Source organism: Psychrobacter immobilis, from assembly GCF_904846065.1.
In the GTDB taxonomy this organism is placed as follows: domain Bacteria; phylum Pseudomonadota; class Gammaproteobacteria; order Pseudomonadales; family Moraxellaceae; genus Psychrobacter; species Psychrobacter immobilis_H.
The window spans coordinates 1,397,186-1,411,949 of the sequence record NZ_CAJGZV010000001.1 but is presented as its reverse complement, the minus strand read 5'-3'; the positions used below and the strand labels follow the sequence as shown (position 1 = coordinate 1,411,949).

Below are 14,764 nucleotides of genomic sequence, written 5' to 3'. Positions count from 1 at the left end.
CTCTAAATGCGATTAAATAATTTTTTATCAAGGATGACTTACACAGAGGATATGATAGAAGCGATAACCTCTAGCACCATAAATCCAAGCTATCAGCATCGAAGCGTTGAGACATTAAAGGCTAACCGTAAAAATACTTACGACTGATTGACTTGATCCCAAGCCATACCTAATACATCTGAGACCAACGCTTTACCCATCGGGGCATAAGGCAATAGCTCAGGCGCGAGCACTGACGTTTGCCATTGTGGCATTTGCACCAGTAACGGCGCGCTGACGCTAAGCACAACTAAAACCATCAGTACATTTTTAGCAGCACCAAGAACACCACCTGCCATTTTGTCAACGACACCCAAGCGTAAGGTTTTAAGCACGCCTGAGAATACAAATGCCACTAAGTGCATGATGGCCAATATGATTATCACCACCAATAAAAATGCCATTGCCATTTGTAAAACAGGGTTTTGTACCATGCCTGATAGTTGCGGCGAAACCACTCCTGCCAAACGTGTGGCAGCAATCAGGGCAATAAACCAACCGACTAGACCAACGGCTGTTTTAATCAATCCGACTTGAAAGCCGCGCCATAAGCCGATCAAAACAACAATAGCAATCACGATATCCAGACCACTCATGTTCTACGCCTCATACCTTATCGATTTTTATCAGATGTTTACTTTCTTTTTTGTGACACATTAATCTTTGATGACTCAGCTCAAAATACAGTCATCTTGTGCATATGATAGGTAATGAGCTAAGGATATTGATCCGCTATAGCTCCATCGCGTCGTAATAGCCACCGATTGCTTGAATACAAGACTGTACCAGCCCAGGACCACGATAAATGAGCCCCGTATAGAGCTGCACCATATCTGCACCCGCTTCGATTTTTTTGACGGCTTTTGCACCACTGTCAATACCGCCGACGCCTATTAAAGCGACTTTACCATCTAGCTGATCGGAGAACTGTTGTAAAATTTGGGTACTAATGTGGCTGACTGGGCGACCGGATAGACCACCTGCTTGCTCACCATCAGGTAAATCTTCAACACCAACACGGCTCAACGTTGTATTGGTCGCAATCAACCCATCTATCTCAAAATCGAGCAATTGCTGCGAGATATAATCCACTTGTAGCGGCTCTAGATCAGGCGCAACTTTCAATACCAGTGGCACATAAAAACCATATTCAGTGGCTAATTGGCTGTGACGATTTTTAATCGTATCCAAAAGCTGAGTCAAGGCCTCGCCACTTTGTAAATCACGCAGATTCTTAGTATTTGGTGAGGAGATATTAACGGTGATATAGGAGGCATGCGGATAAGCACGCTCTAAACAATAGACATAATCATCGGCGGCTTGCTCTACTGGCGTATCGGCATTTTTGCCAATATTAATCCCAATATTGCCTTTATATTGACAGCGCTTGACGTTTTCGATCAAATAATCGATACCTTGGTTATTGAAACCCATTCGATTGATGATAGCATCCGCTTGCTTGATTCTAAACAACCTTGGCTTATCATTGCCTATTTGCGGTCTTGGCGTGACCGTGCCCACTTCTATAAAACCAAAGCCCAGCTCAGCCAACGCATCGATATAATCACCATTTTTATCCAGTCCTGCCGCTAGGCCGACCGGATTGGTGAATTGCAAGCCCATACAGTCTGTTGGCTGCATTGACTGACCGTATACCAAACCTAAAACACGTGCTTTATGAGCTTTATCTAATAAAGATAAGGTCATCTCGTGGGCGTGCTCTGGATCCATCTTAAACAAAAAAGGGCGAAGTAAGGCATAAGACATAGTAATGGCAGACCCTGCTCGAAAGAAATAGTGAGTGAATAGTGCGAATAAAATCAAGCGCTGCGATTATATCAGCTTAACAGAAATAAGAGCAAAGTTTCATGCGCTAAATTTCTGTATTAGAGTACTAATAGCTATACCTACATATTGGCTAAGGAGCTGACAGATGTATTCTAAAGTCCCTAAGGTACAGGACGACCATCCGTCAGGGCTATCCAACCACGGACGATACGATAAAGATGCCATATGAAGGTAAAAATCATGATTAGCAGGCCAAATACCGCTAATAATACCGAACCAATGGCAATATTATTGCTATCAGCCAGCATACTGATGCCAAAACCCCCTAATGCAAAGGTAATGATAATGATGCCTAAGAAGAAAAACACGATGCTATACCAAAAGGTCTTAATCTGCCAATCGAAATGCGTGGACAACCACGAACCCTCTGCGTCATGGCGCTTCGCATAGTTCATCACAATTGGTACAACCCACAGTAATCCAGCGGTAAAATAGCTGATTACGTATAAAAAATAAGTAATATGATTATAAGTGATTAAAGAACGGCGCTTACCAGTGCTCATATTGTCACTCGCCCCATAGCTCTGCCTTTGCTGAGTCATTTCATGATCAAATGCAGCTTCAACTGACGCATTACTCTGGTGTTCAGCAGTTCTGGTCTGCTGATGGCTACGTGTGGCAGGTTTGCGATCAGAAGATTGATTCATCTTAAATATCCATCTCTGGCTGTGTGATAGTTAATCAATTGTGTCAAACGTGCAATTTTTCAATGATGCTAATGATAAATGGCTATTTTAGAAATTGATGATTAGTTAATTTGGGGCAATAGTAGATAAAGAGTAAAATATTTCCAGTTTCCACAGCATATCGATTTATGAGGTGACAGTCGCTTGTACTTGAATGGCTTTGGTAACCAAGTCTTGCTGTATCGATAGCTGACTGAACTGCCAGCCTTGCTGTTCCAGCTTTCCAAGTGCTGTGCTGACCACCGCTTGACTGGCATGATTGAAGCTCAGTTGCACAGCATCACCCGTCGCAACGACTTGAGCGTTGGCAATACCTGAGTTGTTTAACAATGCACTGATACTATTGGCAGGTGGCATGGCGGCTTCACCATCCGCCGTGTTTGCCGCATTGATCGCATTACTATCGATATTGCCAGCTTGGGCACGCAACCAAAAGTAATCAGCCACTTGCTCTTGATAGTCGCGCTTACTATCGTTTGCCGCTTGATGAATACTATAACCACCATAGCCCCCAATGAACAATAATAAGAACATAGACAATACGGCCAATGCCAACTGATCACGTGGCGAAAGTGCCTGCCAACGTAACGATAGCATCTGTTGAAAATTATTTACACGCGTTGACAGCACATTGGTTCCAATACTGTTACTGGTCTCTGGCGTGATGTTATTACGTTTAGTGCGGCGCTGCAATCGTTTCATTTTCCAACCTTTTTGACTTTTATTACCACTGCCTATTTATTACCGTTGCCTAGTTGGCAAATAAATTATGATGCCGCTACATTGGTTTGCGTAGTGTCATTATTTTCTACGACATTCACCGTAACTTGACCACTAAACTGCCCTTGCTCATTACTGTTTACCTGTGCAAGCTTGGCATTTAAACCCTGCGCAACAAGTGTGCTCGTAAACTTATCAAGACTATTACGATCAGGGGCAATCAAGGTAAAGCTGAGTGCTGATGGCTGCATCACTAATGCTTGCGCCCGCAGTGAAGACTGTTTGATTAACGGGGATATACGAGTCAATGCTGCCATATGAGAGGCTGGTGCTTGGCTGTCACTGCGCAGCTTTGGTTGCAATTGCACTTGCAGTTTGGTGCGCGAGCTTAATGGCTCATTTGGAAACCAAGCTTGATACTGCGCCGCAATCTCAGCTTTGGTCGCTACCGTCGCCTTACTATACTGATACCACTGCAGGCCATCGGTCGCCATCTGTAATACCAGTGCCGATAACGCGACCATCGCTGCCACACGCAAATACGGTGAGAGCTTTGAGTCCGTTGATTTAATAAAGAAGTTAAGCGCGTGACGCTCAGGGCTGTCAACAGGCTTGGGCGGCGTGGTCAATGTGGTTAATAATAACTGATGATCTGCAACAAGCGCGGCCGTTTGTGCCATAAAGCTCGTGGGCATTGCCGAATTTGTTGGCTTTGAAAGATCATCTAAAGCCGTTATGGGCGGTAATATATTCACTTCACTTAAATGCGGGAAACGTTCAAAGATCAAGGGCAAATAACTGACAGCCATACCTTGTCGCAATGACTGACGCAGTAGCATGGTTTGCTCATCTTGATACAGTGTTACTTGCTGACCTGCCCCTTCATCTGGCGTTGGCAGCAATAAAAAATCAGGCAGTAACGCCGTTATGCTCATGCCAGCGAGCTTAGCACTCTGCTGCCATGACTCGATATCGCTTTGCGCCAGTGCATACAGTTGGTGATTATCAGCTTCACTGATTTGCCGAATCGCCAATTGCTCAACAGGGGTCAAGGATGTCTCTTCAAACAAGTATTGCTTGCCGCTATTGCCCAGCTGTTTAAGCTGAGTCGCATTCAGCTCAGTATCTACCTGCAATATATGGCTTGATGGAAAGTATAGACACAAAGTCTTCTGTGCATTGGTTTTATAATTACCATAGATTGCTTGTAGCTGTTGCCAACCATCGACCGTTTGCCATTGCTGAATATCTTCATGCCAGACAGCTAGCGGGCTATGCTGCGCTCGTAACCAAACATGTAACACTAAGCGTGTCCTTAATTATTAAAGCTGCTTTAAATGTAGGATAAGATAGGATTCAGACAATCTCATGCTGATGCAGGTTGGTTTGTTATCATCATTGTTCTCCTGTAATAGCTAAAACCTGATGCATTGGCGACTGAAATTTTAGTAGCCAACCCTTACTTAGCCAGTTTAACACCACTAAGCATCAATAGACTAAGTGTCAACAATATCACTGACGATTCGACCTAATCTCAATACGGCTGCTCAGGCACAAAACGATCAATCTCTTTTGCCATACCTGCCATTACAAATTCCATCTCAAACACCCTTGCTTCTGCAAGAGAAAATGATTCAGGATAATCACCGGTTAATAAACCAGCGATATAAGCAACGATAGACATATGACACACCACTACCAGACACTCAGCGTCAATATTCGCAATATCTATTAAGGCTTGACGCGCATCATCAGAAGGCGTGATATTTTGCTGTACGATTACTGGAACCTTGGGCGCGCGCGTCTGAAATGCTGCTAGCGTCTGCTGTGCTCTATCATAGGGACTGACGACAAAATAATCAGGATGATAGTGAGTCATCACATACTCTGCCGTCTGCATTGCTTGCTGTTGACCAAAGTCAGTTAACTGGCGCGCGCTGTCTGGGCGCGACTCATCTTCTGCTTGACCATGACGTACTAGTATAATTTTCATAACCTTCCTTTATGCATTGTCATGATGACGTTGTTTGCAGAATAATCATTCTTAGAACAACGTCATCATTTAACATTGGGGTTTTTACTTACTGTCAGTATCGCCACTTTCATCATCAGTGCTATCGCTTGACGTCTTCATCTGCGCAGTTAGCGCCGCATTACTATGATCATGTGCCATTACAAATTCAACATCACTACGGAAGCCCGCTTCCATGAGATGTAACGCCACACCTAATGCTGCTTTATCTTCATAAATGACCGCATACAATGCATGGGTAATAGGCATGTAGATGCCTTCTTTGGTAGCTTTCTCATGCACTTGCTGAATGGTATTGACCCCTTCAGCTGTTTGACCGAGTTTTTTCACCGCGGCCTCAATACTCATACCGCGACCGAGCATGTTGCCGATACGATAGTTACGACTGAGCTCTGAGCTACAAGTGGCGTATAAATCACCCACACCAGACAATCCTAAGAAGGTAAGCGGATTCGCACCCGCCTCAACCCCAAAGCGGCTCATCTCTGCCAAAGCACGAGTCAATATCATTGCCTTGGTATTTTCACCGACATCATAGGCCGCCGCCATTCCCATGGCAATCGCATAGATATTCTTTAGCGCACCGCCAAGCTCCACACCTTTGACATCATCACTGGCAAACACTCGAAAAAACGCACTATGTAATGCGGCTTGTACGGCATGGCGCAAGGGCTCAGACTCACTGGCGATAACGGTCGCCGATGGCATGTTTTTCATGATCTCTATCGCAAGGTTTGGCCCCGACATGACACCAAAATTCACTTCAGGTAGCTCATCTTTAATAATGTCGCTCATCATGGCAAAAGTATCTTTCTCCATACCTTTGGTCAATGACACAATAGACTGACCACTGATAAATGGTGCAATATTCTTTAGGGTCTCACGAAAAGCTAAGCCAGGCACAGCGATGAAAACGATATCTTTGTCTTTGACGGCTGCTGCCAAGTCATGGCTGTACTTAAGGCTGTCATCAAGCTTATAACCTGGTAAATATTTTTTATTGGTCTGCGTTTTTATCATCGCTTTTACCGTACGCTTGTTACGTACCCATAGCGTGGTATCACAGCCATTGCGTGCAGCCAAGTTTGCCATTGCTGTACCAAAACTACCACCGCCTAGAAACGCCAAACGTAGCTTGGTAGGATTGCTGTGAATATCCGCCATGTTTTTTGCCACTGCTGATTCTACCGCGCTAGGATTGAGTTTTTTACGACCAATACCCGATTTGGTAGCACGTTCGATGATACCTGCCAGCAGACTGTTTTGCTTTTCAGGGGCATTCGTATTCACCTCAGTATTATCGCTACTTATGTCTTTATTGCTCTCATTAGGGCTGGTCATTTGCTGTTATCCGTATTGGCTGATTTATTATTAATAGAATTTATCATGGGTTATTTATCATGACTTATGACGCTTTGGAGTATTGAGGCTATCTATCTTTTTGCTACACGACCGACTGTCTTCTTAGAGAGCGGTATTCGTCAAGAGAAAAGCGCCACTAAACAGCGCTTAGATATATTATGACTCAAATCGCACTAAAGACTCGATATCAATCGGTTTACGGGCGGGTTCATTTTTGGGACTGGTGCCAGTATAAACAAAAGCCGTCACATAATCATCTGGACCAACGTCAAAATATAATTTAACAGCAGCTTCATTACATAGCAGTCCCGTACGCCACACTGTACTAAAACCTTGGGCTTTTAGCGCCAAAATCAGGTTTTGTACAGCTGCACCCGCACTTAGCATTTGTTCAAAAGGAGGAACTTTTTTGTGCGCTTGTATTTTTGTGACAACTGTGATGATGACGGGCGCTCTTAATGGCATGGCCTGAGTTTTTACGATGTCCTTTTCGGACAGCGTTTCGCCCTCTTGCACCGCTTTAGCTTGAGCCGCTGCGACCAAGGCATTGCCCAATTCATGACGGGCGTCCCCCTGTGTCACTATAAAACGCCATGGGCGCAGTTTTTTATGATCTGGCGCTGTCGCCGCACACTCAATCGCTGTTTCGATTTGGGCATGTGTGGGTGCTGGCGTATCCAAATTGCCCATACTGCGCCTTGAATTGATCCAGCCAATCATTTCTTCACTGCTAATCGGCATACTGTTAGTGGTGATGTCTTTGGTCGACAGTTTTTTATCATTTTCGTCGGATGTAGTCATTACCGCTCCTTATTTATTATTATCTTTTTATGCAAAAAACCAATGCTTTGGTTGGCTCTCAATACTGTCAAAAAACACGTTATGTCAAACGAATATATATCAATATTGAGTGTGAATGACTTGAATGGAAAACCATGAGTGTTTTAATCGACAACTTGTAGATTATCATCGGCTATGAAGAGGCTTTAATTATGCCGCATCATCGACCCGATGCTCCATGCGCAGATAATCCTCTGACTGCATCTCAAGTAAGCGCGAGCGTGTCCGTTCAATCTCAAACGCCAATTTCTCTCCTTGATATAGGTCCAAAATCGACTGCTGCGCTCTAACCAGCAATTTAACACGGCGATCATAAAACTCATCAACCAGATAAATAAACCGACGGGTCGGATCACGTAAGTCATCATCTAAGGCAGGCACGGCATTGACCAATACTGTGCTGAACTGCTTGGCGATTTCGATGAAATCAGATGCTGATCGTGGCTCCATACATAAATGACGGAAATCACAGAATAAAATATCCTCAGTGCGAGCATTAATTCTAATTTCGCGACCATTAATCGTAATTGGCTCATTACTGATTTTTTGGTTATTGGATAAACTGGCAAAACGGTTGGCTAACCAATGATGATTCGCTTTCGTCATAGGCGACTCATATAGCTCTGCCTGCTGCAATACGCGCAAACGATAGTCGATACCAGAATCGATATTCATCACCGTAGTATGACGCTCTACTTCAGCGATAGCGGGCATAAAACGGTCACGATGTAAGCCGTCTTTATACAATCCTGATGGCTCAATATTTGAGGTGGCGACCAATGTAATACCACGATTGAACAGCATGGTAAATAAATCACCCAAAATCATGGCATCAGAAACGTTAGAAACAAAGAACTCATCGAAACAGATAATAACCGCTTCTGCATAAATGATGTCGGCGACTTTTTCTAATGGGTCACTCTCACCTTGCAGCTTGTTTAGCTCTTGATGAACGCGCTGCATGAAATGATGAAAATGCAGACGCATCTTGCGATCAATGGTCAATGAATCATAAAACATGTCCATCATCCATGTTTTACCACGACCTACCCCGCCCCACATATACAACCCCGTTGGTGCTGTCGGCTTGGACTTTAAAAAGCCAAAAAAGCTTTTCTTCTGTGGCGCACTATTGATGAGCTGATGATGTATCTCATCAAGATAGCTCATGGCCTTAAATTGCTGCTCATCTCGAGTAAACTCATCTGTACTGACGGCTTGCTCGTAACGTTGCAATGGAGATAAACTCATAATACGACTCATCATTAGACAAAATAAATAGTAAGGTAATGGTTGATTCTGCATGAACTCGTCAAAGTAAAGCGATCAGAGCTCATGACTTGATAGCGGTTCTCTATCCTAATATTACTAGGTAACAACTAAGCGTCGCTACCAAAGGTATGCTTTTCTAATAAGCCTTTCAACTCTGACAGACGTCCATGAAAAAAGTGCCCTGCGCCCTCTACAACGCTGACAGCAATTCCTAATCGCTCCGCAAATGCTTGCATATTATCAGGGTCAATCACTTCATCAGCATTGCCATAAATCTCAAAAGTTTTATCGGCTGGCAAGCTTATATCACTGCTGTTATTTTTTTCAACGGATGGAGCAATAAGGGCGATTTTAGTAATCTCAAAATCGCCTAGCCCCCAAATATGAGGGGCTTCAAGTACCTGCTCAGCCACCCGTGCTGTCACATAACCGCCAAAAGAAAAACCACCCAACCATAACTTGCGCGCATTGGTTTGCTCTGCAATCCATTGTAGCACGGTCATTGCATCTACGACTTCACCATCCGCATAATCGTGCTCGCCAGTCGACTGCCCGACACCGCGAAAGTTAAAGCGTACCACGTGCATACCATTATCACGAGCAAAGCGATACATCGTCGTTACCACTTTATTATTCATCGTGCCGTCGAATAACGGATTGGGATGACACAGTAACGCCACTGTATCGGTATTTGGATTGTTAGGATTATCTTGTTGCCAAAGCGCGTCGACTTCGAGCACGCCAGCAGGAGCAGGAATTAATGGCATAAAATTACTTATTGATTAAAAATGAATAGGTCAATTATCCTAGATATGGTTTATATTTCAAGTGATTTGCTGTGTCATAGTACCGCTTATTTTCATTTTCGCTCATCATAAGTAAACGTCGCCTATGAATATATGATGAATATGTGCGGTCTCTGCAATACCGCACACAATAACCGACTAGACACCCCAGAGCCGAATAGGGTAGATTCATCATAGTTGTTGAGCCACCTATGGACGGATACGTGCATGGCGTATCCTCAACTTTGCTGTGATATTCAACTTTATATATGACTGACAGACATTAGGAATCGTTTATGAATACTATTAATAAAACCGCTGCACTGACTGCTACTTTGGCGGCAGCACTCGCCCTAAGTGCTTGCCAAACTACGCCTTCATCACCAGTTATCCAGCGTGCAAACTCTATTTATGAGACGACTGGCATCGCCGATAGCAAAGTAAAAGCACAGCAAAATGCGATAGACAGCGCACAAAAGACTTGCAGAGGTAAGCAAGTTATTATCGTCGATGACAAAGTCACTTATAACGGTATTTTAGATGAAAATACCGGTCGGATGATTGGGCAAGCCAGTGCCGTCCTCGGTACGATCCTTGGTACGGGCTCGCCGAACTTATCACGTGATGACGATTACGAGTATAAAATCAACTTTCGTTGCCAATAAAATAATTATTATTTCATAAAGCACTTATTTGGCGGCTCGTTATTTAATAAAGTATCTTGTTATTTAACAAAGTATTTAGCGAACCAATCAGCGATAAGAATATATTAGTCGCTGACTGGTTGGCTTCTCTTTTTGTGTGCTCGCTTTTGGGGTAAACTATCCTTTCTGATTTTTTATGACTCTTATTCTATAAACAGCTCGTTTTTAAGCTCCCTCACTTTTGGTCTATTATTATGCGCAAACCCAACCTGTCAAATATGAAACCAGCTAAGGTATTAGCGCCTGCTAAAGATTTAGCGACCTTGGAAGCCGAGTTAGCTGAGCAAGAAAACAATATAGAAGTCAATTTAGAAGATACCGTTCTGCGGTTGAGTGACTATTTATCAGCCGTTGATATGGTTATCAAACAGACCTTTAACCACCGTGTATGGGTAAAAGCAGAGATTCGCAATCTATCTAGTAAAGGCGGGCATTATTACTTTGAATTGGCAGAAAAAGATGATGACGGTAAGGTCATTGCTAGTTGCCGCGGCAATCTTTGGCGCTTTAAAGCAGCACGCGTCTTAGCAAAATTTGAGCGCGCAACTGGCATGCCCCTTGATCGTGATTTGACAGTATTGCTCAAAGTATCCGCAGGCTTCCATGCGCAATATGGCTTCTCTCTCACTATTGAAGATATTGACCCTAGCTACACGTTAGGCGACTTGGCGCGGCAGTATGCAGAGATGGTCGACCGCTTGACGGGAGAAGGCTTATTAAACCTGAATCAACAGCTGCCTGTTCCATTTGATATTGAGCATGTGCTGGTCATTGCCCCTGAAAAAGCCGCTGGATTAGGCGATTTTCAAGCCGACGCTGATCGCTTAGCGCGCACAGGTGCCTGTCATTTCCATTATCATAATGCGACCTTTCAGGGTAATCATGCGCCAAGCGAGATCCGCCAAGCAATCGTTAACGCCCAGCAGCAGTTTTTTGATACTTATAAGCACCTGCCAGACTTATTAGTCATTATTCGTGGCGGCGGTGCGGTCGGTGATTTAGCCTATCTAAATGATTATGAATTGGCAGCATTGGTTGCCGAGCAGCCTATCCCTGTCTGGGTTGGCATTGGTCACGAGCGTGATAAAGTGATCTTAGATGAAGTCGCGCATACTAGCTTTGATACCCCATCAAAGGTGATTGCCGCTATCATGACGCATTTAGCCCAGCTCGTCACTCAAACGCTGCAATACCAAGCGCAAATAAAACAAGCTGCTCAGCGTCAATTAAGCACCGCTGCACAACAAACGACACGCCAGTTGAGCCAAATACAATCACAAACAATTGGTCAATTAACCGCTCTGCAAAAAGACAGTGATTATGCGTGGCGTAGTATTCAGCAAAGCGCTCAGCGCCAAGTCAAGCAAGCCGCCAGACTCACCAGCGAGCTACGCACACAGACTCAAGCGGCTGCCTATCAGCAGTTAACAGTGGCTGCTAGCGCCAGTCAAAATAACCAAAAAACGATTATGCATTCCGCACAGCAGCAGTTAATACAAGCACAGCGTGATAGCGAACATCTGCGTGATATTGTGCTCCTGCACCGTCCTTCTCGGGTGCTCAAGCAAGGCTATACCATGCTTACTGATGCAAAAGACAAGCAAATACTGACCAGCGGTACGCAGCTCCATCCAGAACAAACGGTGCACATTCTCTTAAAAGACGGTAAAGCAAAAGCACAGATTATTGACGTAAATATTAATAAATAAGAAGTACAACCTACCGTCGATTCAACTTAATCAAAGACTTTATTTTAAAATTAGGAAACCTTATGACAACCCCTACTCGCAAACGCAAAAAAGCCGCCCCAAAAACCTTTAAAGCGGCTTATGATATTCTAAAAACCAATGCCGCTGAATTACAGCAACAAGATGAGCCAGATATTGATAATCTGATGACGACTGTTGAAGAGTCGATTGCTGCTTATCGCGTTTGCGAAACCCGTATCAATGCGGTACAGCAAGCACTAGATGCCGCTTTTGCTGAAGAAGAAGATAAAACAGAGAATAGCGACAGTTAAGTTAAGTCAATTCTATTCAGGCTCGTCGACTTCAAATACTTGGCGCAAATAGGCAAGATACGTGTCGTTATTAATCATGGTCTTGCCTGGACTGTCTGACAGTTTAGCGACTGGCTGCCCATTGCATTCCACCAATTTTAAGACAATATTTATCGGGGTGATACCCATATCATTGGTGAGGTTGGTACCAATACCAAAGCTGGTCTTTATTTGACCTTTAAAATACTGATGTAAATCCCAAGCTTTATCCAAATCTAAGCCATCACTAAAGGTTAAAATCTTGGTTCTTGGGTCTATTTTAAGATTTTTATAATGAGCAATCGCCTTATCACCCCAGATATACGGGTCACCGCTATCGTGACGTAAACCATCAAACAGCTTAGCGAAATACAAATCAAAGTCACGTAAAAACGCATCCATCCCAACGACATCGGTCAGCGCAATACCCAAATCGCCTCGATACTCATGCACCCACGCTTCAAGCGCCGCTTTTTGTGAATCACGTAAACGCACATCCAAAGCCTGAAATGCCTGCATAAATTCATGTGCCATCGTACCGATTGGCGTCATTCCCAGCTTTTTTGCTAAATACACGTTGGAAGTACCGCTCACTATTTTTGGTTCCGCTTTATGCAAAGTCTCAACCACATGGGCTTGCCAAGCTTTGCTAAAACGTCTACGAGTACCAAAATCAGCGATAATTAATGGCGGGGTATTAGCATCACATTTTGCCTGCTCTGTCGCATATTGATGCAACAATGTGACTTTTTCATCCAATCTGCGCTGCCCTTCTTCAATCACACTGGCATTCGATAGCGCATCAAAATACAGCTCATTAACGATGGCGAGTACAAACACTTCAAAGAACATCGCTTGAATCATCGGTCCTTCGATATCGATAAATAAGCGACCTTTATCATCCGTACTGACGGTAATAAAACGACGTTTCAACTTAAACAATTCTAGATAGTCAACGAAGTCTGAGCGCATAAAGCGCAAACCACGTAAGTACTCTAGTTCATCCTCTAAAAATCGTAATTCACATAAATTGTCTAACTGCTGCTCTAGATCATCTTTAATATCAGCCAATGGATACAGCGTGTCTTTATTATTACGGCAGCGAAAGCGATACACACCATGTGTCTGTGGAAACTGATGCAGCATGGCTTGCAGCATCGTAAATTTATATAAATCATTATCGAGTAAAGAGGTAATAATAGGTTCGAAAGGTTTAGAGGTATGAGTAACGGTCATGTTACAGCCTTAAATACAAAAATGAAAAGCCGCCAAACAAATCCAGCGACGAAATAGGTATACATAACTTTGACTTCCTCCCCGCCCTCAAAGGAGGGGGATTCCTACTAAAGACGGCCAAGCCCGACCGCGAGAATGTTTTTTGCTCCATTAACATCTCTGTTATGGGTCGTTTTACAAGAACGACAAAACCATACTCTTATACCAAGCGCTGATCTACCTTTCGGACTGTCTTGGCGAGAGCCGCAACACGAGCAGGTTTGGGTGGTGTACGCTTCATTCACTTCGATATAGTGGCAACCTGCGTTCGCGCATTTATAATCCAGTTGCCGCTTAATTTCAAACCAACCTGCGTCATAGACGGATTTGGCAAGTTTGCCCTTAGTGAATGATGTTGATTTTATTTTACCAACAACAATTAGGCTGTTGGCTTTGACAAGCTTTGATGTGAATTTATGAATAAGGTCTTGACGGGTATTTTTAATCTTGGCGTGAATGGCCTTGACCCGCTTTTTATTCTTAGCTCTTTGAGCAATGGCCAGTTTTTCAGCATATTGATGAGTGACTTTGGTTTGTAGTTTGTCGCCATCACTACTGACTGCTGAATCTTTGCAACCTAAATCAATACCGACTTGACCAGTGCCACACGCTGTTTTTGGAAATTCTTTAACCGTCACACAGACGTACCAGTGACCGCGATGGTCCTGTACCAATTCGCAAGTATTGATGGTGTAGAGCGCTAAGTTATAGCTGTCCCATAGGTCAATAGTGAGTTTTTTACCTTTAGCTAAGCTGAATTGCAGGGTGCTTTTTAGACACTTTTTACCACTTTGGCGGGTGCTGATATGCTTAATAGCGGTCTTTTTAAACGGAATCCAACCAAGAGAACTACGTTTGGCTTTAAGATTATTGGTGCGCCAGTTGAGTTTGGCTTTTTTAAACTGTTTACGAGCCTTGGCATGGGTTTCGGTCACTGCTTGTAAGGTTTGGCTGTGTAGGTTTAGATATTCACCCGCACCTTTGGTGTAAGTAGCCAAATCATAAGCCGAAAAGAATTGACCAGTACGCTTGAGGTGTTTAAAACTTAGCTCATTGACGTAATTCCAGACAAAGTTAACCGACCCCGCTAAGATATTTAGCTGAGTGGCATGTTTGTCTTTGATGCGTAGTTTGAGCGTTTTCATGGGGTAATTATGATCTCA

Annotated in this window: 14 protein-coding genes and 1 pseudogene; 3 read left to right on the top strand and 12 right to left on the bottom strand. The window is 43.7% G+C overall.

All coding sequences use genetic code 11. The features are described 5' to 3' along the window. Positions 1 to 137 precede the first annotated feature (137 nt). The 10 genes from JMW64_RS05915 to JMW64_RS05870 form a co-directional block, all read right to left on the bottom strand. Positions 138 to 635, bottom strand: coding sequence for a CvpA family protein (locus tag JMW64_RS05915; protein ID WP_045446136.1), 498 nt, complete (start codon positions 633 to 635; stop codon positions 138 to 140). A 136-nt stretch (positions 636 to 771) separates the two neighbouring features. Beyond that, the gene (locus JMW64_RS05910; protein WP_060490895.1) at positions 772 to 1,806 is read right to left on the bottom strand and encodes a quinone-dependent dihydroorotate dehydrogenase; all 1,035 of its coding nucleotides are present in this window, start codon (positions 1,804 to 1,806) and stop codon (positions 772 to 774) included. Positions 1,807 to 1,988: 182 nt separating this feature from the next. Next, positions 1,989 to 2,534, bottom strand: a complete 546-nt coding sequence (locus JMW64_RS05905) for a DUF4870 family protein (protein ID WP_227694087.1) — start codon at positions 2,532 to 2,534, stop codon at positions 1,989 to 1,991. A gap of 165 nt (positions 2,535 to 2,699) precedes the next feature. Then, positions 2,700 to 3,275, bottom strand: coding sequence for a type II secretion system protein GspM (gene gspM, locus JMW64_RS05900; RefSeq protein WP_087815640.1), 576 nt, complete (start codon positions 3,273 to 3,275; stop codon positions 2,700 to 2,702). Positions 3,276 to 3,340: 65 nt separating this feature from the next. After that, on the bottom strand, positions 3,341 to 4,597 hold the full coding sequence (gspL, locus tag JMW64_RS05895; RefSeq protein WP_087815642.1) for a type II secretion system protein GspL: 1,257 nt from the start codon (positions 4,595 to 4,597) through the stop codon (positions 3,341 to 3,343). 230 nt (positions 4,598 to 4,827) lie between these two features. Beyond that, positions 4,828 to 5,286 (bottom strand): SixA phosphatase family protein, encoded by a 459-nt coding sequence (locus JMW64_RS05890; RefSeq protein ID WP_087815644.1) that lies wholly within the window; start codon positions 5,284 to 5,286, stop codon positions 4,828 to 4,830. A gap of 84 nt (positions 5,287 to 5,370) precedes the next feature. Then, on the bottom strand, positions 5,371 to 6,666 hold the full coding sequence (locus JMW64_RS05885) for an NAD(P)H-dependent glycerol-3-phosphate dehydrogenase (protein WP_201553718.1): 1,296 nt from the start codon (positions 6,664 to 6,666) through the stop codon (positions 5,371 to 5,373). Between the two features lie 177 nt (positions 6,667 to 6,843). After that, entirely contained in the window at positions 6,844 to 7,488 is a 645-nt protein-coding gene (locus tag JMW64_RS05880) for a nitroreductase family protein (RefSeq protein WP_087815646.1), read from the bottom strand. A 189-nt stretch (positions 7,489 to 7,677) separates the two neighbouring features. Beyond that, a complete protein-coding gene (gene zapE / locus JMW64_RS05875; protein ID WP_087815649.1) occupies positions 7,678 to 8,778 on the bottom strand; it encodes a cell division protein ZapE in 1,101 nt (366 codons plus the stop codon). Positions 8,779 to 8,906: 128 nt separating this feature from the next. Continuing rightward, positions 8,907 to 9,566, bottom strand: a complete 660-nt coding sequence (locus JMW64_RS05870; protein WP_087815651.1) for an alpha/beta hydrolase — start codon at positions 9,564 to 9,566, stop codon at positions 8,907 to 8,909. Positions 9,567 to 9,880: 314 nt separating this feature from the next. Between JMW64_RS05870 and JMW64_RS05865 the strand changes: the two genes are divergently transcribed. From JMW64_RS05865 to xseB, 3 genes are all read left to right on the top strand, one after another. Further along, positions 9,881 to 10,249 carry a hypothetical protein gene (locus tag JMW64_RS05865; protein WP_045446124.1) on the top strand — a complete coding sequence of 123 codons (369 nt, stop codon included), beginning with the start codon at positions 9,881 to 9,883 and terminating at the stop codon, positions 10,247 to 10,249. 233 nt (positions 10,250 to 10,482) lie between these two features. Next, the gene (gene xseA, locus JMW64_RS05860) at positions 10,483 to 11,997 is read left to right on the top strand and encodes an exodeoxyribonuclease VII large subunit (protein WP_201553717.1); all 1,515 of its coding nucleotides are present in this window, start codon (positions 10,483 to 10,485) and stop codon (positions 11,995 to 11,997) included. A 62-nt stretch (positions 11,998 to 12,059) separates the two neighbouring features. Next, entirely contained in the window at positions 12,060 to 12,308 is a 249-nt protein-coding gene (gene xseB / locus JMW64_RS05855) for an exodeoxyribonuclease VII small subunit (RefSeq protein ID WP_045446121.1), read from the top strand. Between the two features lie 12 nt (positions 12,309 to 12,320). On the opposite strand, the gene pncB is transcribed toward xseB, so the two are convergent. Both pncB and JMW64_RS05845 read right to left on the bottom strand, forming a co-directional pair. Beyond that, positions 12,321 to 13,562, bottom strand: coding sequence for a nicotinate phosphoribosyltransferase (gene pncB / locus JMW64_RS05850; RefSeq protein ID WP_087815655.1), 1,242 nt, complete (start codon positions 13,560 to 13,562; stop codon positions 12,321 to 12,323). 87 nt (positions 13,563 to 13,649) lie between these two features. Beyond that, positions 13,650 to 14,746: pseudogene (locus JMW64_RS05845) on the bottom strand (RNA-guided endonuclease InsQ/TnpB family protein). Positions 14,747 to 14,764: the final 18 nt, after the last annotated feature.